The sequence below is a fragment of the Stenotrophomonas sp. FW305-3-2-15-E-LB1 genome (genome assembly GCF_058787375.1).
In genome coordinates this window covers 151,294-172,867 of record NZ_JBYSZR010000002.1, presented here as the reverse complement: position 1 = coordinate 172,867, position 21,574 = coordinate 151,294, and the positions used below count along the sequence as shown (strand labels likewise).

Sequence of the window (21,574 nt, the reverse complement as noted above, 5' to 3'; positions counted from 1 at the left end):
ATGCCAGATCACAGCGCAGATCAGTCGTTCGACGCCGTCATCATCGGCAGCGGTGCAGGCGGCGCGCCGCTGGCAGCCCGTCTGGCCGAAGCCGGCGTATCGGTGCTGGTGCTGGAAGCGGGTCGAACGTTCACGCCCGATGACCACCTCGCAGACGAACTGGCCACCGACATCTACTGGATGGAAGAGCGGCTCAGTGGCGGCCAGACCCCCACCGCCTTCGGGGCCAACAATTCCGGCCAGGGGGTGGGTGGCTCCACCCTCCATTGGGGTGCATTCTGCCCACGGCCGGACCCGCGCGATCTGCGCCTGCGCTCGCTGACAGGGCAGGGGGCCGATTGGCCCATCGCAGCGGCAGAGCTGCAGGCGTACGTGCAGCGCGTCGAGGCGTTCATTGGTGTATCCGGCCCTGCCCACTATCCGTGGGACGCCTCCCGCCAATACGGCTATCCACCCGTGCTGCGCAACGCTTCCGCCCAGGCCATGCAGCGTGGCTGTGATGCACTGGGCGTGCGCGCCACGGATGCGCCTGCCGCGCTGGTCAGCCAGGCACGGCAGCAGCCGCACTGGGGTCTGCGCCAGCCCTGCAACCACTGCGGCGCATGCCACCAGGGCTGCAGCAACGGCGCGAAGGCCACCATGGATACCTCCTGGCTGCCGTGGGCCGTGGCACACGGTGCCGCGATTCGCGATCAGAGCCGGGTGGTGGATCTGGAGCGCGATGCCCACGGCCGCATCACTGCAGTCGTCTATCAACGCGAGCATCGCCTGCACCGGGTGAAATGCTCCGCTGCCTTCCTGTGCGCCGGCGGCGTGGAAACACCGCGCCTTCTGCTCAACCTGGGGCTGGCCAACAGCAGCGGCCAGGTCGGCCGCAACTTCATGGCCCACGTGGCCACCCAGGTGTGGGGGTTCTTCGCAGCTGACATGTGCATGAACCGCGGCTACCCGTCTTCGCTCATCACAGAAGATTTCGTGCGGCCGCACGACGCCTCGTTCGCTGGGGGCTACCTGGTACAGAGCCTGGGCGTGCAGCCAGCCACACTGGCCAATACACTGGCCCGGGGCGCCGGCCTGTGGGGCCAGCCACTGGTGGATGCGTTCTCTTCCTACCGGCATCTGGCCGGCATCGGCATCAACGGCGAATGCCTGCCACAGGACGGCAACCAGCTGACCCTCAGCGACGAGCGTGATGCCTTTGGCATGCGGCGCGCGCGGGTCGATTTCAGCTACGGCGCGAACGAAAGGGCACTGGACGCGCACGCGCAGGTCCAGCTCACCCGCATCTGGCAGGCCGCAGGTGCTACCGGCATCTTCGCCGCCGCGCGCTCGGCCCACACCCTCGGTACCTGCCGCATGGGCGATTCGGCTGAAACCGCGGTCGTGGATGGCGACGGCCGCAGCTTCGACATCCCCAATCTCTTCATCTGCGACAACTCCACCTTCCCCAGCGCGCTGGCCGCCAACCCGGCATTGACCCAGATGGCGCTGGGCCTGCGCACCGCCGAGCGCTTCCTGCAGACGCTGCCACCGCGCCGCACCACACTCTCCCCCAAGAAGGACACATCATGGATCTCGGAATAGAAGGGCGCATCGCGCTGGTCAGCGGCGCTGATTCGGGCATGGGCAAACAGACCGCACGCGAACTGCTGCAGGCCGGCGCGCGCGTTGCCATCACCGACGTGCCCGACGGCACGCTGGATGAGGCCCTGCAGGAGCTGACGCCGCTGGGCGAGGTGATGGCCGTCGCCGGTGACGTGACCGAAGCCAAGGACGTCGAGCGCATCTGGGCCACCGTACGCGGCGCGCTGGGCGACCCGGATATCTACGTCAACGCGGCCGGCGTCACCGGGGCCACCGGCGATTTTCTTGAGGTGGGCGACGAGGGCTGGCTGCGCACCCTGGACATCAACCTGATGGGCGCTGTACGCATGTGCCGCCAGGCCATCCCTGCGATGCGTGCCAAGGGCTGGGGTCGCATCGTGCTGTTTGCTTCGGAAGATGCCGTGCAGCCGTATACCGACGAACTTCCGTACTGCGCGTCCAAGGCGGGCGTGCTGAGCCTGGCCAAGGGCCTGTCCAAGCAGTACGGCAAGGACAACATCATGATCAACACCGTGTCGCCGGCCTTCATCCATACACCCATGACCGACGCCATGATGCACAAGCGTGCCAAGGAAAAGGGCATGTCGTTCGACGAGGCCATCCGCACCTTCCTGGATGAAGAGCGCCCCGGTATGGTGCTCAAGCGTCGTGGGCGACCGGAAGAGGTTGCCGCCGCCGTGCTGCTGCTGTGCTCCGAGCGCGCCAGCTTCATCAATGGCGCCAACATCCGCGTTGACTCAGGCTCAGTCTTCACCCTGGCCGGGTAACGGAGAGCTAGCTCGCCTGCGCTCCCTACGGGGAGCGCTCGATTGCCAGCCCACGCCGTGTCTCCGGCACCTTCAACGCCAGCAGCAATGCCGCCGTGGCGATCACCGCCAGCACCAGGAAGGCGGCATCATAACCCTCGCGCTGCACGATGAAGCCCGCCAGGGCGGGGCTCAGCGCACCGCCCACCCCGAATACCGTGGTGACCGCACCCAAGGTGATGTTGAAGCGCCCGGTCCCCTCGCTCAGGTCACTCACCATGATGGGGATGAGCGCACCAAAGATGCCCGCGCCGACGCCATCCAGCAGCTGCACGCCCAGCAGCCACGCCGGGGCATCGGACAAGGGGTAGAGGGCGGCACGCACCGGCAGGATCAGAAAGCCCGCCAGCAGCAGCGGTCGCCGGCCCCAGCGATCTGCACGCGCGCCCACCAGCCACGCCACCGGGATCATCACCAGCTGCGCGGCAACAATGCAGCCGGCAGTCAGTGTGGTTGCCAAGGCAGGGCTGCTCACCGAAAGCTTCTGCCCCACCAGGGGCAGCATCGCCGCGTTGGCAAGGTGGAACAGGCAGCTGCACGCGGCCAGCAGCAACAACCGGCGGTCCCGCAACAGCAGGCGCCCGGGGGAGGGTGGATTTGCCCCCTGCGGCTGGGCAGCCAGGCCACGCGCTTGCGCATCATTGATGGCCGCCCCCGGGATCGCGCCCGCGGCGGCTACGCTGGCCAGTGTCATCACGGCCATCAGGTAGAACACCACCGTCGGCCCCCACAGGTAGGCCAGGCCACCGGCCAGCAGGGCCGCCACCACGTTGCCGGCATGGTTGAAGGTCTCGTTGCGGCCCATCCGACGCGCGAACGCGCGCGGCCCGCTGACACCCAGCGAAATGGCCGCAATGGCCGGGGCGATCACCGAGGCCGCTACGGCACTCAACGCCTGGGTCGAGGCCACCACCGCAAAGCCCTGCGTCCACGGCAGCAGCAGGCAGCTGGTGGTCACCAGCAGGGCAGCGATGGCCAGGGTCATCCGCTTGGCATGGATGCGGTCCATCAGTGCACCGGCGGGCGTCTGGGTCAGCAACCCGATGATGGCCGACACCGTCATGACCGCACCAATGCTGGCCGGTTGCCAGTGGTGTACCGACAGCAGATAGATGGCCAGGTAGGGGCCCAGCCCATCACGCACGTCTGCCAGGAAGAAATTCAGGCCATCCAGGCCGCGCTCGGCGCGCCGGCGCCCGGGCGCATCGGGGGTGGGGTCGATCACAGGGCGGCTGCCAGGGCACGGAAGGGGAGGCCGGCAGTGTTATGCGCGCCAGCCCGTGATGGCGGCGTGGCGTCGGCACGCGTCAGGATGCCCTGGAAGAACGCTGCTCTATCGCACTGGCGTGCGGCAGCCTCCGTTCCGCGATCTCCAGCAATGCCCGCAGCCGATCCATATGGCGCAGGTCCTGGTGGTAGCCCACCCAGACATCACGCCCCGGCGGTTGCCCGAATGCGTCGATGCGATGCAGCCCGTCCACCTGCTCACCCAACGGACGCGGAAGGACGGCAACGCCCACGCCGCGCGCGCACATCTGCGCCTGGACGCTGCGACTGGTGCTGCTGAAGGCCGGCTTCGACTCCGGGAAGGTCTCGATCAGCCAGGTCACGTCGGGAAAGTGCGCCTGCGCCGCGTTCATCAGGATGAGCCTGGCCGAGCGCGGATCATCCGCTACCGCGCGTACCGTCGCCTCCGATCCATACAGCCCGTACGGCATGGCCATCAGGCGGCGCTGCACGATATCCGGCTCGCTGAAGGGAACGATGCGGAACGCTACATCCGCCTCGCGCCGGGCCAGATCGAGCAGGCGGTAGCTGGCAATGATTTCCGGTACCACCCCTGGATGCTGCCGGCCGAGCTCGGCCAGGCTGGGTGCCAGCACGTGGGCAGCAAACCAGTCCGCCGAGGAAATCCGCAGGATGCCTTCCAATCGATCCTGGCTGCCCGCCAGGCGCCGTTCCATGGCGAGTGCGGATGCCTCCATCGATTCTGCCAGCGACAACACTGCATCGCCGGCATCGGTCAGTACCAGGCCGTCCTTCGTTCTGCGGAACAGCGGCTGCTCGGCCTCATCCTCCAAGGCCTTCACCCGCCGCCCGACCGTGGGATGGCTCACGCCAAGGCTGCGGGCGGCTTCCCCGAGGGAGCGGCTGCGGACCACCGCCAGAAAAACGCGGATGTCACTCCATTCCACGGCAAGGCCCACCCGTTCAAAATTGAACGTGAACTATGCAGTAGTGTCAGTGCCCAAACAATCCTGCAAGGCCCACCATGCACTTCCCGCCCCACACCGGGGCAGCCAGAACCGGAATTGCACGCAATGGGCTCACTGAATGGAAAAGTCGCGCTGGTCACCGGCGCTTCAAAGGGCATCGGCGCAGGCATTGCCCGCCGCCTCGCCCGCGATGGCGCACGCGTCGTGGTCAACTACGCCTCCGCTGAAGATGCGGCCGCGGCCCTTGTCGCGGATATCGAGGCCAACGGCGGAACGGCAGTGGCGGTACGCGCCGACGTCCGCAGCAAGACCGACGTGGATGCGCTGGTCGCGGCGGCGCTGGACCACTTCGGCAGGCTGGACATCGTGGTCAACAACGCCGGCATGTACCAGTTTGCGAAAATCGAGGACACCACCGAGGAACTGTATCGCCAACAGTTCGACCTCAACGTCCTGGGCACGCTGCTGGTCACCGGCGCCGCCGCGCCGCTGCTTGGCGAAGGCAGCAGCATCGTCAATGTCAGCTCCTTCGTCACCCGCGTGCTGCCTGCCGAGAGCGCCATCTACACCGGCACCAAGGGCGCCATCGACGCGATCACCGGCGTGTTGTCCCGTGAACTGGGCCCGCGCGGCATCCGCGTCAACTCGGTCAACCCCGGCCTGATCGAGACCGAAGGCACACACGCCAATGGTGTCATGGGCTCGGACTTCCAGGCCTGGAATGAGCAGCAGACACCGCTGGGCCGCATCGGCCAAGCGGCTGACATCGCCTCGGTCGTGGCCTTCCTTGTCTCTGCGGATGCAGGCTGGGTGACCGGCGAGAACATGCTCGGCTCGGGCGGTATGCGCTGAGACCCGCTTGCGACCCGAATGAATGCTCCAGGAGAGGCCGATGAATCACGATCAGAACCCGGGCGGGCATGATGCGCGCCGCTGGCCGGCACTGGCGGTGCTGCTGACCGGCACGCTGTTGCCACCCCTGGACTTCTTCATCGTGAACGTCGCGCTGCCCGCCATCCGCAGCGATCTGCAGGCATCGGCAGACGTCACCCAGCTGGTCGTGTCGGTCTATGCCATGGCCTACGCGGTAACGCTCATCCTCGGCGGCCGCCTGGGCGACATCCATGGGCGGCGGCGCGCCTTTGTCGGCGGCATGCTGGGGTTTGGCCTGGCATCGGCCATCTGCGGGCTGGCGGGTTCTGCCGGCACGCTGGTGGCCGGCAGGCTGCTGCAGGGCGTGTCTGCCGCCGTCATGGCACCGCAGTCCCTGGCGTCCATCCATGCGCTGTTTCCGCCGGCCGAGAAAGGGCGCGCATTGGGCCTGTATGGGGCCACCTTCGGCATCGCCGCCGTGGGCGGGCAGTTGCTGGGCGGGTGGCTGGTCTCGGTGAACGTGCTGGACCTGGGCTGGCGCAGCGTCTTCCTCATCAACCTGCCCGTCATTGCGCTTGCGCTTCCCGCTGCCTTGCTGCTGGTTCGTGAGACGCGGGCAGCGCAGGCGAGGGCGATGGACTACCGGGGTGCCGCACTGCTGGCAGCGGGTGCGCTTGCGCTGGTGGTGCCACTCATTGAAGGTCGCGAGCGTGGCTGGCCCTGGTGGAGCCTGGCACTGATGGTGGCGAGCCCCGTGCTGCTCACGGCCTTCTGGCGCTACCAGAGGCATCTGGAGGACTCGGGCCGGTCACCCTTGGTGCCGCCGTCGGCGCTCACGCTTTCGTCGGGCCTGCCCCGCGGCCTTCTGGCCGCTGTGTGCTTCTACGCCCTGGCCGCCTTCTTCCTGGTCTTTGCCGTGTATCAGCAGGCAGGCCTGCAGCACGACGCACTTGCCGCAGGGCTGGCCATCCTTCCGTTGGGCGTTGGCCAACTGCTTGGCCCCAGCTGCGGGCTGTACCTGTCGCGCTGGCTGGGCGAACGCCTTGCAGCCTTCGGCATGGGCCTGGAAGCACTTGCACTCCTTTCAGCCGCTGGCCTCGCTGCAGCCGGCAAACCCGGCGGGCTGGCTGTGCCGTTGCTGTTGCTCGGCATCGGGCAGGGCATTGCCTTGCCCGCGCTGGTACGCCTCAACGTTGATCGGGTGGCGCCACACTGGGCAGGGCTCGCCGCCGGCATGGTCACCGCAGCCATGCAGATGGGTGCTGCGCTTTCGGTCGCACTGGTGGGCGGGGTGTTCTTTGCGCTTGCACCGGATGGGGCAGGGCCCCAGCAGGTCAGCACGGCCTTCGCGGTGGCATGCGTGATGATCGCCATCGCGATGGCAGCCGCCGCGCTTCTGAGCGCCCCACGCCCGGCGCTGGCATCAAACGCGCTTGAATGAGTGCCGCAGCGCCGTCACGGCGCGCCCAGCAAACGCCTCATTCATCGCAGCAACGGCACACTAGCGCGCTTTCCCCGCAGAACAGGGAGGCGTGCGGCGCCCTCGTGAGACCCATTTCCTTTGTTGTTGCCACGGTATTGGCAGGCATCACGCTCCAGGCCAGCGCATCAGAACGCGCCCAAAATGCAGCACCTTACTTCGAGCCCGGCGGCGCCGTGCGATTCAACTACGGCTGGCTGGACTACGCGCCTACCAGCCGCCTGCAGCTGGAACTGCTGCAGGCAGACCTGGATGCCGGGGCAGGGCCCTTCTCCTTTTCCGCGCAGTACCGCTGGTACGACGGCTTCCACGCCGTGCATCACGCCTACGCAGGCTGGCAGTTCACTGACCAGACGCAGCTGAAGGCCGGCATCCAGCAGGTGCCCTTCGGGCTTCTGCCTACCGCCTCGCAGAGCTTCTGGTTCGGCTCCGGCTATTACCTGGGCATCGAGGATGACTACGATCCTGGCCTGGTGCTGATCCACAACAGGGGCGATACCACGTGGCACTTTGGCTGGTTCTCCGGCGACGAGTACGGCTCCGGTGCCCGCTATGACCGCTACTCGTTCGATGTGGCGCAGACCGACGCGCTGCCATATCGCGAGCGGCAGCGGTTGCATGCACGGGTAGAGCAGGCGCATGCCTGGGCAGGGGGCAAGCTGCTGCTGGGCGCATCCGCCTTCGCGGGCAAGGTGCAGAACACGCAGACGCGTCGCCATCATGGCCACCAGGGCGCCGCAGTGCATGCACAGTGGAAGCGCGATGGCTGGACGACGCAGCTGCAGTGGGCGCGTTACCGCTACGACATCCCCGGTGAGCGCATCGCCATGTCGGCCTTCCAGGCGCCGTTCGAGATTGCGGCGCAGGCCGATGTGCCGAGTGCCAACATCGCCTATTCGTTTGCGCGGAAGGGCCGGCTCGATGACCTGACCTGCTACAACAACCTCAGCATGACGCGCCCGGTGGGGCACAGCGCCGGCACACGCAACTCATGGCAGAACGTCACCGGCTGCAGCCTGCAGAAGGGCATCATGACCACGTACGTCGACTGGATTGCCGGGCGTGACATGTGGTTTTCAGGTGGCGAAGGCATCGGCATCAACGGCGGTGGCCCCTCGCGTTGGCATTCCCGGTTGAACGTCAACATCGGCTTCTACTTCTGAGGCGCGCCGGGGCTGATCCCGGCGCGCCACACCTCTGGCGCGCTGCTTACTTGGCAGGCGCCTCATCGTCAGAAGCATCGGTCGGGTCGTGCGCTGCCGCTGCGTGTGTCTGCTCCTTCTGCAACTGCGCCCGGACCTTCCTGGCCTGGCCCGCATCCACTGCAGACGCCGTGTTGCCAAACTCCTGGCGGATGAACGTTGCCAGCTGGGCGATCTCTTCATCGCTCAGGCGCTCCGCAAAACCCGGCATGCCCAGATTGGAGGGGCGCTTGTCCGTGGAGGGCAACGCACTGCCGTGCAGCAGCAGGCGCACCACCGAGGTCGGGTCGTCCGCCAGCACGGTCGGGTTGCCCGCGATGGCCGGGAATACGTCCTTGTAACCGTGGGCATCGGTGCGGTGGCAGGCCGCGCAGTTGTCCACGAACAGCTCGGCACCGCGGCTGTCGTTGATACCCGCCTGCAGCTTGCGCGCGGTGGCATCGCTGGCAGCAAACGAAGAGGGGTCATGACCGCTGCCCGGCAACTGCTTCAGGTACACGGCCATGGCCCGCAGATCTTCCTCGGTCAGCTTCTGCGTGCTGTGCACCACCACGTCGGCCATCGGCGTACCCACAACGGTGCTGTGCGCGTTGCGGCCGGTCTGCAGCGTGTCCACGATGTCCTGCTCGCTCCAGCGGCCCAGGCCATCGGCCGGGTTGCCACGCAGGTTCACCGCGTTCCAGCCATCGATGATCTGGCCACCACTGAGGTATGCAGCGCCGGATTCGTCCAGTGCCTTTTCCTGCAGTGCAAACCCGCGCGGCGTGTGGCAGCTGCCGCAATGGCCAAGGCCCTGCACCAGGTAGGCGCCCCGTGCCAGCTGCGCATCGCTGTAGCGGCTGGCATCGAAGGCCACCGCATCGGCCTGTGGCGCGAAGGTCTTGCGCCAGATGGCCAACGGCCAGCGCATCGACAGCGGCCAGGTGATCTCCACCGGCTTGTTCGCTTCCTTCACCGGGGCGATATCACCGTGCAGGAAGTAGGCATGCAGCGCCCGCACATCCTCATCGGTGATGCGCGCATACGAGGGGTAGGGCATGGCCGGGTACAAGGTGCGGCCATCGGGTGCGATGCCATGCCGCACCGCGCGATCAAAATCATCCAGCGAATAGCCACCAATGCCGGTGTCCTTGTCCGGGGTGATGTTGGTGCTGTAGATGTTGCCCAGCGGCGAGGCCACCGGCAGCCCGCCGGCAAACGGTTTTCCGCCCGGCCGCGTGTGGCAGGCGGTGCAGTCGCCCGCCGCCGCGAGGTAGCGGCCGCGTTCGATCAGGGCCGCATCGGGCGCAGGGCCATCGGCCAGTACACGGGTCTTGGTTGGCACAAACGCGTAGGCGAGGGCCGCCAGCAGCACGACCAGGCCAACCGCCACCATCCAGAGGAACAGCTTCTTCATCGTCGCGTCCTCAGGCCTGCACCAGCGGGCCCGGGTCGGGCAGGTACTTTTCACGGATGGCTGTGGCCGCCCAGTACGCCAGTCCGCCCACCAGGCCGGTGGGGTTGTAGCCGTTGTTCTGCGGGAAGGCGTTGGCGCCAATCACGAAAACGTTGGAGACATCCCAGCTCTGCAGGTAGCGGTTGAGCGCGGAGGTCTTCGGGTCCGCGCCCATGATCGCGCCGCCACAGGTGTGCGTGCTCTGGTACTTGGTGATGTTGTAGCGCTCGCCGTCCTTCTTGGCATCGCCGCTCATCGAAAGTGGGTCCAGCACCTTGCTCATCTGCATGGCCTTGTCCACGAAGAACTGCGAGGCCTTGATCTCGTTGGGGCGCCAATCGAAGGTCATGCGCAGCAGCGGCCGGCCGAAAGCATCCTTGTAGGTCGGGTCAAGGCTCAGGTAGTGCTGCCGGTAGGACATGCACGCGCCCTGCACCTCGTAATAGAAGTTGTGGCGGAAGTTGTCCGCCGCCGCCTTCTTCCACTTCGCGCCCCAGGCGGGCGTACCGCTGGGCACGTTGATGCCACGCACCGGGCCCGCACCGGGCTGCCGCGCCCACACCAGACCGCCGCCCACAAAGCCCGCCTTGGCGTTGTCCAGCTGGTTGCCGTTGAGGTCGTCCATGGTGGTGCCCGCACCGCCAATGCCGATGAAACCGTTGGCCTGCACCGTCTCGTCAAAGAACAGCACCACCCGGTTGAGGTTCTGGTAGGAATAGTTGCGGCCCACCGTCCCGGTGTTGCTTTCCGGGTCGTAGGGCTGGCCGATACCAGACAGCAGCATCAGGTGCACGTTGTAGAGCTGGAACGCGCACAGCAGCACCAGGTCCGCCGGCTGCTCCACCTCGCGGCCCTGCGCATCCAGATAGGTCACGCCCGTGGCCTTGCTGCGGCTGCCATCCAGATTCACCTTCAGCACCTGCGAATGGGTGCGCAGCTCGAACTTCGGGCGCTGGCGCAGCACCGGCAGGATGCAGGCATTCGGACTGGCCTTGGAATAGTTCAGGCAGCCGTAATCACTGCAGAAACCGCACGCGTTGCACGGCCCCAGCTGGCAGCCATACGGGTTCACGTACGGGCCTGAAGCGTTGGAGGCCGGGATGGGGTAGGGGTGCCAGCCCATTTCCTTGGCCGCCTTGTAGAACAGCTCGCCGCCCAGGTAGTTGGGATTGGGGCCCAGCGGATATTCGGCCGAGCGCGAGCCCTCGAACGGGTTGCCACCCTGCTGCACCACACCGTTGATGACACCGGCCTTGCCGGAGGTGCCGCACACCAGCTCGAACATATGCAGGTGCGGCTCCAGCTCGGCGTAGGTCACCGGGAAATCCTGGATGGTCATGTCGGCCGGAATGAAGGCCTTGCCATAGCGCTCCTCCACGTTGCTGCGCAGCTTCATGTCTTCCGGCAGCGGCCGGAAATGCGCGCCCGACCAATGGCTGCCTGCACCGCCCACACCGGTACCCGGCTTGAACGAGCCCATCTGCCGGTAGGGCACAGCCGCATCGGAAGTCTTGTGGCGGATGGTCACCGTTTCCTGTGACAGGCTCTGCAGATAACGCCGGTGTACCGAACCTTCCAGCTCATCCACCACGTTGGGGTAGGCAAAATCGGGCTGGGTATCGCGGTCGCCGCCGCGCTCCAGTGCCACCACATGCAGGCCCGCATCAGTCAGTTCCTTGGCCAGGATCGCGCCCGTCCAGCCCATGCCGACGATGACCGCGTCGACCTTCGGTTTCACAAGTGCCATCTGCTTCAGCCTCTCCGTCCAGCCAGATCCACGGGCGGCAAGGGGTAGGCCTTGTCCCGTACACCAATCCAATCCAGGTAATCAGCGCGCATGCCGGGGTAGCCGATCATCTTCCAGGCCCCCATATCCTTGTTCGCGCCGTACTTGGGATCGGCGAAGTAACCGTTCTTCACCTCACCCAGCAGGTTGGAGAAGAACAATTTGCTGGAAATGCCCTCCAGCTCGAGCTTGCCGCCCTCGGCCGCCTTCAGCAGCGTTTCCTGCTCGGCGTGGTCCAGCTGCGCAAAGGTCTTGCCCTGGTGCTGCTGTCGGCACTGCGCATCAAATGCAGCAATGCCCACGCGCAGGATGTCGCGCAGCGCCAGCTTGCCCTGGTAGCCAAACTCGCTGGGCGCTTCCAGGAAGGGGCCCTGCATGTACCAGATATCCCCGGCGGCGTAGGGTGTCTGCATGTGGCGGTCGAGGAACTCGGGCACGCCCGATTCCACCGCGCCTGGCCCCACCTCATCCGAGGGAATCAGCCGGTCGCAGGCCGCCACCACGAAGGCCCACTCTGCCGTCGTGAAGAACTGCGGGGCATACGGCGTGCCCGCATCGGCGCTGGGCGCAGCCTGGCCGGGGGCGTCACCCGGGGCGCAGCCCGGCAGCGCTGCGGCAACGGGGATAAGGGTGAGGCCCTGGAAAAAGCGACGGCGCGTGAGCGCCGGCAAGGTATTGTCGGGATCGTCTTTCATTGTCTGGCTACCTGCAGGGTGGCTGTTGTGAAGCATCGCGCGCTTGCTGTCGCGACCGCGTGCGCATTCACAGAGCGGGGCCAGGCAGAACCCGACACCGTTGATGAACCCATTGTGTGGATGCAGCACACTTTCCGTAATGGCAATATGGGAAAGGAACTATTGCCCCAACGGAAAGAAGTGCTGTGATCGATGACCTCCACGAGTTGCGCACCTTCGAGCGCATCGTCCACGGCGGCAGCCTGTCTGCCGCTGCGCGCGACCTGGGGGTGTCCCTGGCGGTGGTCAGCAAGCGGCTGACCTCGCTGGAGCGCAGGCTGAAAGTGCGGCTGCTCAACCGCAGTACGCGGCGCGCCTCACTCACCGATGAGGGGCAGCTGTTCCGGGTGCATTGCCAGAACGTGCTGGATGCCGTGGAGGCCGCAGAAGCTGCCCTGGAGCAGCGCCAGGATGTGGTGGCCGGCGTGCTGCGGTTGACCGCGCCCAACGGGTTTGGCCGCCGCCACGTGGTGCCGGCGGTGCGCAGCTTCCAGAAGGCCCATCCGGGTGTGCGGGTACATCTCTCACTGCGCGATGAAGTGGTGGACCTGGTGGGGGAGGGCATCGAACTGGCCCTGCGCTATGGCACGCTGGACGATTCGCGCCTGGTTGCGCGGCAACTGGCCCCGAACCGGCGGGTGCTGTGCGCGTCGCCCGAGTATCTGCAGCGGCGGGGCGTGCCGGGCCGCATTGCTGATCTGCAGGGCCACGACTGCATCGCCAGCGGCAACCCGCCTGTCAGCCATTGGCGCTTCCTGGAAGGCAGCCGGACCATTGCCGTACCGGTCAACGCCACGACCCTGTGCGATGACGGCGAAGTGGCGCAGTTGATGGCCGTGCAGGGCGCCGGCATTGCGCGGAAATCCATCTGGGATGTGGCCGAGGATCTGCAGGCCGGCCGGCTGGTGGAGGTGCTGCCCGACCACGCACTGGCCACCTCACCCCTGAGTGCCGTGCATGGCCCCGGCAAGCAGTTGGCGCCCCGGGTGCGCGTGTTCCTCGACCACCTGCAGCGCCACCTGCGTAGCACCATTGCCTGGCGCTACGCAACCGGCCCGCATGCATCACCCGATTAATCCCCTATCGCCCGCAAACTGTAGAGTCGAGCTTGCTCGCCTGCTTTTCTCCAGCAGGCCAATGCCCGCATGCTGGCATTGGCTTGGCCCGTAATGTATACGGTGGCAGGAGCAGAATCCCTCAAGAAGGCCACGGATAGCCATGAGTCGATTTACTCCCCTGAGCGCAGCAGCCGCCTTGGCAGTGGCGCTCGCTGCACCGCTGGCAACCAGGTCAGCTGAACCTTCGGCGGGCTGGAAAGCGGTCAGCATTGAAGACCTCAAGAAGCAGGACGAATGGCGACGAACGTCGCCCACCGCCTACGCCAAAGTAAGCCTCGACATGAACGGCGACGGGTTGAAGGACGAGGCGACGCTGGTCGTTGACCGCGCCAGGCACCACTCAGGGCTGAGAGTCTGCTTTGGGACGAAGGGACCGGAGTTGCCGTCCCGGTGCCACATTCTCGTCGATGACAATCTGGAAGACGGCTACGACATCATGGGGCTGGACGTGCGCGCTCCAGGCTGCCACCTCTATAACACCGTGAATGACCTTGTTGACGCCAGCGGAAGGGTCTGCAGCCGCGCACAGGCACTTGAGTATTTCCGTGTCGGCAGCGCTTCCTCGTTCTATCTCTACGATCAGAAGACAGGGCGGTTCAATCGCTACTGGGATTCCGACTGAGTAGAGTCGAGCTTGCTCGACTGCCGTTCGCCTACAACCGCTTGCTCATGAAAACTCTCGCATGCCCACGCGGGTAATCCTGCAACCGGCCAAAGCACACATACCCGTGCCGCGCGTAAAACCCCTCTGCCTGCCAATCAAACGTATCCAGCCGCGCACCATGCGCACCCAGCGCGCACGCCCGGCGTTCGCATGCCGTCAGCAGGGTAGCCCCCACACCACTCGATCTCTCACCGGGCTCGACCCACAGCACCTGAATCTCCAGCCAGCCCAACGCCACTTCGGCAAGAATGCCGCCCAGCAGAGCACCGTCACGATTCCGCACCACCAAACGGATGTGAGTCTCCGCAGCGTCACCCATGAAAGGCTGATTGAACGTCTGCAGCGAGTCGCACAGTCGCTCAACCTCCGCCGGGGCGGCCTGCGCCAGCGCATAACCACGCTTACCAATACCGCCAGCATCCATGCAACATCCTTCGCTGTTGATCTTCCTGATCCGTAAGCTACAACCCGACACGGGCTGAACGCCAGCCCGTAAACGCTAAGATGGCTTGGTAAGAGCTACTTACCGGGACGGGAACGAGACAGGCAATGGATATGCAGATGAGCAGCGGCACTCCGCAGCCAAAGCGGGCACGCGATGATGCCCTGACGTTCCACGGGCTCCATACCCGGATACAGGAACTGTCGGGCCAATCGATCTACGCCAAGGCGGGCCAGGCTGAGAAATGGTCATTCCGCGTCGGCATTGCCGCGGCGGCGGTGGGGCTCATCTGCGGCCTATTTCTTGACCGCTGGATACCTGAGCGTGTGTTGCTGCTCGTGGCGCTTGCCTGTCTCGTTGTCGAGATTGGCGGCTTCCTGCTCGGCGGCTTCCTGACGCTGCGCCGGGAGTACCGCCAGTACTTCCAGCCCAGGCTCTCCCACGCATTGGAAATGGACAGCGAGTTTCTGCAGTGGCAGGACGTCATTGCCGAACTCCGAGCGTATCCGCGCGCCGATCGCGAGCAGCGCCTCCGGTACGTCAGCATCCGACAAGCCCGCATGGTCGACCGTATGGGCCTCATGTACGGGGGGCTGCAGCGCCTTGGCCCGTTCCCGCTGCTGGTCGCACTGTACCTGCAGTTCCGCAACTGGCACTGGGGCGACTGGACAGGGGTCTTCGACATCGGCTGGGCAGGCGTCATCCTGATCTTCGCCATGGTGATGCTGTACCTGGTCGGGTGGATCCTGATCGCCCAACGAACCCGCCTGGACACCTACGTCTCGCTGCTGGAAGCCTCCCTGCAGGAGCCGACCAAGTAGCGTCGAGCTTGCTCGACTGCTCCACCAGCCGGGCCCGCGCGAGCGTAGGCCCAGCCAGATCGAGTACCCCGGTCAGGTCGCGGGCCGTACCCGTTCCTGGATGAAGACCGTCAGGGCAAGGCAGGCCATCGCAAGGCCCTCCATCACCCGATCGCCCACGTACTGGTCCGGATCGCCGTTCTGGCGAGCGCGCTCGGCCGCCAGCAGGATTTCCTGTATGACGCGCTGGCCAGCCAACGCGCAATCCGCATCGGCAAGGGCAATCCTGCGCCAGGGCAGGGGATGGCGTTCAGGCCAGGGCTGGCCATCGGACGCACCACCGGCGCCGATGCTGTGGAGGAGAGCGATAAGGCTGTTGGGATCCTGCGCCGGCTCTGAAGCGGGAGCTTCCGGAGTCGGCTTGGGGGCAGGGGAGTAGGACTTGGTCATGGCATAGCTCCTTGCGTGCAGACAGAAGCCGCCACCGATAAAGGTTGCGGACGATGCGTGGTTCGAAATCCGGAACACGACTAAGCCCGGGCGGGCACAAGGCCCCCACGCACCGCCCGCCATAACCGGCCGACGGATTGCCAGCCGGTACCACAAAGAGTGGTGCCGGCTGGCAAGCGCTAACTACAGTCGTGTTCCCGGGATTTCGAGCCCCGACCACCCTTTTTCGGTGGCCCGGCTAGGATTACGCCCGGTTACGCGACATGCCAAGGGGTAGGGGTCAAATCCGCCAACTACCCTGACGCTTTTGGCATTGTTGCACAGTAGCTAACAACGCGGAGGCCTTGTGGTGCAGGCCATTTGTGGCCGTTGTCCACACGGACCCATTGCCACGCAATGAGGCGAGAGAGTCTTGAGAGAGGGCCAAAACCGACACACAAAGCGCCCTCGGGTACATTGTATTGGCATGCGCCAGATGCACTACGCACAGGGCCGGGTTGATAGCCCGAGCTCGGCAACCTAAGATCACCCAAAATTATGTAGGCATATCGCCGTTTGTCGTGGATGATTCGCGCCGTCCATCATTGGCGTCCAATTGATCGCGCGCACGAGAACTCTATGACTTATCGAGCACCAGCCATCACGCTTCTCGCACTAGTCGCCGCATCCTCCTGTAGCGACAATGAAACACCGTCGGGCACACTTATTTCGCAGCTATCTATCGGGCATGCGGTGACTTGCAGCGACCGATCGGATGTCTTGGTTGATGGAAAACCTTGGGAGTATCCACCTGGCACAATCGCACCGATTTCAAAAGGTGACCACACCATTTCCTGCAGAGGCGGCCCGAGCAAGAAGATAAGCGTACAGGCCGGAGCAACTTATACGCTCGACAGATGGAATTGAAGGGAAAAAACGCTGATTCAAAGCCAACTCGCCTGCCGCCAGGCTCCGACTCGCCTAATTAATGACTGTGAAGCAGTAGGGCGGGCCAAATGACTGAGGACACCCATCGTTCCGGCGAGGAAGCAAATTCATCATGGTAGGGATCTATGGAATTCGAGGTTTTCCTAGGCGTTGTGACCGGCGTTCTGACTAGCGGGCTGCTGTGGGCAGCTAATTCCTTGTGGACAAAGTCCATAGAGCCATATTGGAGCAAGGTCCGCTATAGGGGATTGGACGTCTCTGGCCCATGGACAGCCATCGACCTGAATGAAACCGCAGCAATCAGATTTAGCATGGATTTGAAACAGTCTGCGCATACATTGAAAGGCACATGCATGATGGAGCTTTACTCTGAGGAGAACGAGTTCAAAGTCATGCTTGATGTGACTGGAGACCTGTGGGAAGGCTACATCAGCCTCACATTCAAACCAGAAGACCGAAAGATCTCGTCCTACTCTGTAGCATTACTTAAGGTTGCAGGTGGCGGCACAGGCCTGACAGGCGGCCATCTCTTCCGGAACGTCAACGATGAAAAGGTGGACGAAATGACAGTGAGCTTTGTTAGAGGCTCTGGAAACAGACTTCACGTAATCGCGTTCAACGAGTCCGCGGCGAAGTTGCAGACTACCTATGCAAACGGTCCCACCAGGCACTTTCAGCAGGCGGAGTGAAATTGCTCACATTGGTCTGGAAAGCGGCGAAGTGATACGACCAACACCCCAGCCCCAACCCCCAATGATTTCGCATAATGTATATTATGTTCTAGAGAACTTCGCCCCAGCCAGGATCTACAACCTCCTGATCCCCTCCACATAGATGATGCTCTCCGAGCATCCGAACCCCTCGACCTTCCGGTCCTTGATGTCGAACCACATCATCCCTTCGATGAGGCCCTGTGGCCGGTACATCAGCGGACCGCGAACACCGACGCGCTTTCCGTCCCAACGTCGCGGCTGCTTCAACACGTCCCCAGGCAACGCCAGATCAAAGCAGCGTCCGTCATCCAGCCGGATGGATCCCAACGTTCGGCCACCCAGGATGATCTCCATGACGCCGGCTGCCTCGATCTGATCTTCAGCCGGCGCCTCCTGGGCACGCCCGGGCACACCCCAGCCATTCGCAAGCACCAGCACGCACGCCGCCATGCACCAACGGATTGGAACAGACATGCTGCCTCCTCGTGAGCCTTCCAGTCGCTCGACCGTGATGCGTCACGTTAATAGGCAAAAATCTCTTGAAATCTGAGCGCCCAACCAGCGCCTTGGCCCTCAGAATTCAACGCCCACGCCGCATCGCAAACGCCAGCGCGCTTGGCGATGATCGCAAAATCCGTACAGATCCGTTCGCCGCTATGCCAGACGTCGCCCAGCACGCTGCCGGCCCGGGAATCGCAGCCGATGCGTACTTGCTTGAATGGCCAGGCGGCACGACACACGCCCTGCGCCATCAGGATCGCCGCGCACCACGTGGATGCGCGACGGTGCCGAAGCACTATCCGGCGCGGCAGGCGGGCCGCCGCGCCAGAGGACCAACTCAGGCGGCGTCGCGCTCGGCCTGGCGGCGGGTCAGATCGTTGAAGCGACCCAGCGACATCAGGTGCTGGTGGATCAGCGCCAGCCAGCCGCTGCGGTGCCATTCAACCACCGTGGCTTCCGGCAGTGCGACGAACTTCTCCACGTCCACCACGAAGAAGCCGTTGAGGTTGAACTCACGGCCATCGGGCAGGCGGATGGTGGCGTTGCGCTCGACCAGCAGGTCGGCGTCCAGCAGTGCCTTGGAGAAGGTCTGGGTCTGCGCGTGCTCGCGGGTGTACTGGCCGCAGAAATCCAGGGCCTGCTGGACGATGTCGGCAGCCTTGCCGTCCACGAACAGCGGCTGGCCTTCATCGCCACCACGCGCAATGCGCGGGCTGTCTTCGTCGATGCCCAGCAGGAAATCGTTGCCCTCGCCCGTATCGATGAAGATGAAGGGATGGCGACGCAGGTAGGCCGGGATGTAGGTGTCGTCCGCCCACAGGCCATCGGTGATGAACAGGTTGTCGGTGGTCACGCCCACGGCTGCCATCGGCACGGCGGTCGGGCCAGCGAACAGAATCGGGAAATGGTGCAGTGCCAGCGAGAATTCGCCGAGCACCAGCGGGATCGAGTTGCTGCTGGCAGCGAACTCCAGCTTGCCCGGCAGGATGCGCACGTCAGCGTGCCGGTCGGCCTGCAGCGGCACCGGACGGGTGTAGAACAGGGGTGCGCCGCTCGGTGCAGCTTCGGTGGTGGTGTCGCTGGTGGTGGTCATCGTCAAAGCCATGTCGAACATGCACGCCTGCCATCCCGGGCGCGCCAGCGGGAACAACCTGAACCCCGCATTATCAACAAGCCGGGTGACAAGAGCCACCCCGACGAAGATTTATTTCAGCTGCAGCGGATAGCGCTGCCACAGCACATGGACCAGGAAGCCGGCCAGTTCAGTGTCGCGGGCGCTGACCGCCGCGCGGATCTTGTCCAGCAGCACCATGTCGCTGCACGAGCGGACGTCGGCGTGGTTGGCCTGCCCTGCCCTGCGCGCACGGTAGCGCGCAGCCCGCTGCGCATCGCTCATCGCGTACCCGAACTTGGGCGGCCGACCGCGCTTGCGCGGCAGGGTCAGCTCCAGGGTTCCGGGGTCATTGTCATCACGCATGGCGGGTGCGGTCGGCGGCAAATCAACTGGGGGTGCGCAATTTATCGTGAGGCATCACTTTAATCCAGCTTTTTCTGCAGTTTTGTTGCAGTGCGGCGCGAGCCGACGCGCGTAATGACGGACACATGCGATCCACGCATGGCGTGGATCTACCACCTCATTGTAGGTCTATGCCATGTATGGATACGCATCGCACCTGCAGATACCAGTAGATCCACGCCATGCGTGGATGCGCACGACACTTCCAAACAAAAAAAGGGAGCCCGCGAACGGGCTCCCTGCTCCACTCATCATGCAGCGCGCACGGGCTCGTAGCCGTGCAGGTGTGCTTCGCTGCTGGCGCGGCCCTGGCTGAGCGAGCGCAGCGAGGTGGTGTAACCCACCAGGTTGGCCAGCGGTGCAAAACCACTCACTTCGGCGCGACCGTCCTGGTCGTCGATGCGTGCGATGCGGCCATGGCGGCGGTTGAGGTCGCCCACCACATCACCCACCGAGGCCGACGGCGAATGCACCGTCACTGCCATCACCGGTTCCAGCAGCTGCGTACCGCCCGCCGCCAGCGCCGCCTTGATCGCCTCACCACCGGCGCGGTGGAAGGCCATTTCCGACGAATCCTTGGCGTGGGTTTCCCCATCCACCAGGCTTACCTCGATGCCCACCACCGGATGTCCCTGCGGCCCGGTCGTCAGCGCCGCACGCACACCCTTTTCCACCGCAGCGATGAAGCTGCGCGGCACCACACCGCCGACGATGCGGTCGTTGAACACGACCTGGTCGTCCTCGCGCGGCACCACGTCCAGCACCACATGGGCAAACTGGCCCTGGCCGCCGTTCTGCTTGGACACCCGGCCAACCGCACCGGACACCGCGCGCAACGGCGTTTCCTGGTAGGCCACGCGCGGCGCGCCAACGCCGACGTCGACCTTCCACTCGCTGCGCAGGCGCTCGACCATCACCTCCAGGTGCAGCTCACCCATGCCCCAGACCAGGGTTTCACCACTGTCGCGCTCGGTTTCCACCTTGAACGACGGGTCTTCCTGGGCCAGGCTGGCAAGGCCCTGCGCCATGCGGATCAGGTCGGTCGCGCGTGCCGGCTCCAGCCGCCAGGCCAGCACCGGCGCCTGCGACTGGATGCTTTCCAGGCGCAACGGCTGCCCTCGCCCGCTCAGCGTTTCACCGCTGACGGCATCCTTCCAGCCCAGCACCGCGACAATGTCACCGGCCACAGCCTGTTCGATGTCGTGGGTCTGGTCGGCCTGCACGCGCACCAGGCGGCTGACGCGACGCCCTTGCGGGTGCTGCGAACTGGCAATGGCATCACCTACCTTCAAGGTGCCCGAGTACAACCGCACGAAGCTCAGCGCACCGTGCTGCTGGTGGGTGATCTTGAACAGCAGGCCCGCCAGCGGACCTTCAGGATCCGGCGGCAGCGACACCTCGCCCTGTTCCGTTTCGGCAGTGACGGCCGGGCGGTCCAGCGGCGACGGCAGGTAATCGACCACTGCGTCCAGCAGCGTTTCGATGCCCTTGTCCTTGAACGCTGCGCCCGCCAGCACCGGCACGCCGGCGCCGGCCAGCGTGGCCCGGCGGATGGCCCCGCGCAGCATCGTCGCATCGATCACGGCGCCTTCCAGCCACGCCGTGGCCAGCACGTCGTCATGGTCGGCCACCGCCTCGATGAGCGCCTGCCGCTGTGCCTGCCATTGCCCGCGCTCGTCCTCACCCCAGGGGGTGATGGACGCCGCAGCGCCGTCCTGCCAACGCAGCACGCGTTCGTCGACCAGATCGACCCAGCCATGGAAGTCGCTTTCGCTGCCCAGCGGCACGCCCAGCGCCCACGGGCGCGCCTGCAGCTTGTCCTGCAGCTGCTCCAGCACGCGCTCGAACGATGCGCCGACGCGGTCCATCTTGTTGACGAAGGCGATGAGCGGCACGCGATGCCGGCGCGCCTGGCGCCACACGGTTTCCGACTGCGGCTGCACGCCATCCACGGCCGAGAACACGGCTACGGCACCGTCGAGCACGCGCAGCGAACGCTCGACTTCAATGGCGAAGTCGATGTGGCCAGGGGTGTCGATCAGGGTCAGTCGATGCGGCGGCAGGTCGCGCGGCGCCCACTGCGCCTGCACGGCCGCAGCGCCGATGGTGATGCCACGTTCGCGCTCGATCGCCGAGAAATCGGTGGTCGCGTTGCCGTCATGTACTTCGCCGACGCGATGGATCTCGCCGCTTTTCCACAGCAGGCGTTCGGTGAGCGTGGTTTTGCCGGCGTCGATGTGGGCAATGATGCCGAGGTTGCGACGGCGGGAAAGGACTTGGGTGTTCATGAGATAGGTTCCTGCAAA

Annotated in this window: 20 protein-coding genes and 1 pseudogene; 9 read left to right on the top strand and 12 right to left on the bottom strand. The window is 65.1% G+C overall.

Translation table 11 applies throughout. From position 1 onward, the window contains the following. Both AC3WL7_RS02485 and AC3WL7_RS02480 read left to right on the top strand, forming a co-directional pair. Positions 1-1,518 (top strand): annotated as a pseudogene (locus AC3WL7_RS02485) (GMC family oxidoreductase); the annotation flags it as partial. Positions 1,519-1,568: 50 nt separating this feature from the next. Continuing rightward, positions 1,569-2,372, top strand: a complete 804-nt coding sequence (locus tag AC3WL7_RS02480) for an SDR family NAD(P)-dependent oxidoreductase (protein WP_492749188.1) — start codon at positions 1,569-1,571, stop codon at positions 2,370-2,372. Between the two features lie 25 nt (positions 2,373-2,397). Here the strand turns inward: AC3WL7_RS02480 and AC3WL7_RS02475 are convergent, their stop codons facing one another. After that, positions 2,398-3,636, bottom strand: a complete 1,239-nt coding sequence (locus AC3WL7_RS02475; RefSeq protein ID WP_492749187.1) for an MFS transporter — start codon at positions 3,634-3,636, stop codon at positions 2,398-2,400. An 82-nt stretch (positions 3,637-3,718) separates the two neighbouring features. Continuing rightward, a complete protein-coding gene (locus AC3WL7_RS02470; protein ID WP_492749186.1) occupies positions 3,719-4,606 on the bottom strand; it encodes a LysR family transcriptional regulator in 888 nt (295 codons plus the stop codon). 126 nt (positions 4,607-4,732) lie between these two features. On the opposite strand from AC3WL7_RS02470, the gene AC3WL7_RS02465 reads away from it, so the two are divergent. The 3 genes from AC3WL7_RS02465 (at position 4,733) to AC3WL7_RS02455 (ending at position 8,143) form a co-directional block, all read left to right on the top strand. After that, positions 4,733-5,479 carry an SDR family NAD(P)-dependent oxidoreductase gene (locus AC3WL7_RS02465; RefSeq protein WP_492749185.1) on the top strand — a complete coding sequence of 249 codons (747 nt, stop codon included), beginning with the start codon at positions 4,733-4,735 and terminating at the stop codon, positions 5,477-5,479. Positions 5,480-5,519: 40 nt separating this feature from the next. Continuing rightward, positions 5,520-6,941 carry an MFS transporter gene (locus AC3WL7_RS02460; RefSeq protein WP_492749184.1) on the top strand — a complete coding sequence of 474 codons (1,422 nt, stop codon included), beginning with the start codon at positions 5,520-5,522 and terminating at the stop codon, positions 6,939-6,941. A gap of 215 nt (positions 6,942-7,156) precedes the next feature. Further along, positions 7,157-8,143: a hypothetical protein gene (locus AC3WL7_RS02455; RefSeq protein ID WP_492749183.1), complete on the top strand. Its 987-nt coding sequence runs from the start codon at positions 7,157-7,159 to the stop codon at positions 8,141-8,143. 46 nt (positions 8,144-8,189) lie between these two features. On the opposite strand, the gene AC3WL7_RS02450 is transcribed toward AC3WL7_RS02455, so the two are convergent. Genes AC3WL7_RS02450 through AC3WL7_RS02440 form a run of 3 tightly spaced genes read right to left on the bottom strand, consistent with a single transcriptional unit; the run spans position 8,190 to position 12,134 of the window. Beyond that, positions 8,190-9,578 (bottom strand): cytochrome c, encoded by a 1,389-nt coding sequence (locus AC3WL7_RS02450; protein ID WP_492749182.1) that lies wholly within the window; start codon positions 9,576-9,578, stop codon positions 8,190-8,192. 10 nt (positions 9,579-9,588) lie between these two features. Beyond that, complete coding sequence (locus AC3WL7_RS02445; RefSeq protein ID WP_492749181.1) at positions 9,589-11,364, bottom strand: GMC family oxidoreductase; 1,776 nt, start codon at positions 11,362-11,364, stop codon at positions 9,589-9,591. A gap of 5 nt (positions 11,365-11,369) precedes the next feature. After that, on the bottom strand, positions 11,370-12,134 hold the full coding sequence (locus AC3WL7_RS02440) for a gluconate 2-dehydrogenase subunit 3 family protein (protein WP_492749180.1): 765 nt from the start codon (positions 12,132-12,134) through the stop codon (positions 11,370-11,372). A gap of 149 nt (positions 12,135-12,283) precedes the next feature. Between AC3WL7_RS02440 and AC3WL7_RS02435 the strand changes: the two genes are divergently transcribed. Both AC3WL7_RS02435 and AC3WL7_RS02430 read left to right on the top strand, forming a co-directional pair. Then, complete coding sequence (locus AC3WL7_RS02435; protein WP_492749179.1) at positions 12,284-13,213, top strand: LysR family transcriptional regulator; 930 nt, start codon at positions 12,284-12,286, stop codon at positions 13,211-13,213. A 142-nt stretch (positions 13,214-13,355) separates the two neighbouring features. Then, the gene (locus tag AC3WL7_RS02430) at positions 13,356-13,877 is read left to right on the top strand and encodes a hypothetical protein (protein WP_492749178.1); all 522 of its coding nucleotides are present in this window, start codon (positions 13,356-13,358) and stop codon (positions 13,875-13,877) included. A gap of 31 nt (positions 13,878-13,908) precedes the next feature. Here the strand turns inward: AC3WL7_RS02430 and AC3WL7_RS02425 are convergent, their stop codons facing one another. Next, positions 13,909-14,343: a GNAT family N-acetyltransferase gene (locus tag AC3WL7_RS02425; protein ID WP_492749177.1), complete on the bottom strand. Its 435-nt coding sequence runs from the start codon at positions 14,341-14,343 to the stop codon at positions 13,909-13,911. 137 nt (positions 14,344-14,480) lie between these two features. Between AC3WL7_RS02425 and AC3WL7_RS02420 the strand changes: the two genes are divergently transcribed. After that, positions 14,481-15,182, top strand: a complete 702-nt coding sequence (locus AC3WL7_RS02420; protein WP_492749176.1) for a hypothetical protein — start codon at positions 14,481-14,483, stop codon at positions 15,180-15,182. A 72-nt stretch (positions 15,183-15,254) separates the two neighbouring features. Here the strand turns inward: AC3WL7_RS02420 and AC3WL7_RS02415 are convergent, their stop codons facing one another. Further along, complete coding sequence (locus tag AC3WL7_RS02415; protein WP_079221885.1) at positions 15,255-15,611, bottom strand: hypothetical protein; 357 nt, start codon at positions 15,609-15,611, stop codon at positions 15,255-15,257. A gap of 1,052 nt (positions 15,612-16,663) precedes the next feature. On the opposite strand from AC3WL7_RS02415, the gene AC3WL7_RS02410 reads away from it, so the two are divergent. Continuing rightward, positions 16,664-17,227: a hypothetical protein gene (locus tag AC3WL7_RS02410; RefSeq protein ID WP_492749175.1), complete on the top strand. Its 564-nt coding sequence runs from the start codon at positions 16,664-16,666 to the stop codon at positions 17,225-17,227. Between the two features lie 117 nt (positions 17,228-17,344). Here AC3WL7_RS02410 and AC3WL7_RS02405 read toward each other — a convergent pair whose 3' ends face one another. The 5 genes from AC3WL7_RS02405 to fusA form a co-directional block, all read right to left on the bottom strand. Then, on the bottom strand, positions 17,345-17,725 hold the full coding sequence (locus AC3WL7_RS02405) for a hypothetical protein (RefSeq protein WP_492749174.1): 381 nt from the start codon (positions 17,723-17,725) through the stop codon (positions 17,345-17,347). Positions 17,726-17,772: 47 nt separating this feature from the next. Then, positions 17,773-18,003 carry a hypothetical protein gene (locus AC3WL7_RS02400; protein WP_492749173.1) on the bottom strand — a complete coding sequence of 77 codons (231 nt, stop codon included), beginning with the start codon at positions 18,001-18,003 and terminating at the stop codon, positions 17,773-17,775. Positions 18,004-18,089: 86 nt separating this feature from the next. Continuing rightward, on the bottom strand, positions 18,090-18,845 hold the full coding sequence (locus AC3WL7_RS02395; RefSeq protein ID WP_108747825.1) for a SapC family protein: 756 nt from the start codon (positions 18,843-18,845) through the stop codon (positions 18,090-18,092). Positions 18,846-18,956: 111 nt separating this feature from the next. Continuing rightward, the gene (locus AC3WL7_RS02390; protein ID WP_079221882.1) at positions 18,957-19,229 is read right to left on the bottom strand and encodes a hypothetical protein; all 273 of its coding nucleotides are present in this window, start codon (positions 19,227-19,229) and stop codon (positions 18,957-18,959) included. A 290-nt stretch (positions 19,230-19,519) separates the two neighbouring features. Beyond that, positions 19,520-21,556, bottom strand: a complete 2,037-nt coding sequence (fusA, locus tag AC3WL7_RS02385; RefSeq protein WP_492749172.1) for an elongation factor G — start codon at positions 21,554-21,556, stop codon at positions 19,520-19,522. Between the last annotated feature and the right edge of the window lie 18 nt (positions 21,557-21,574).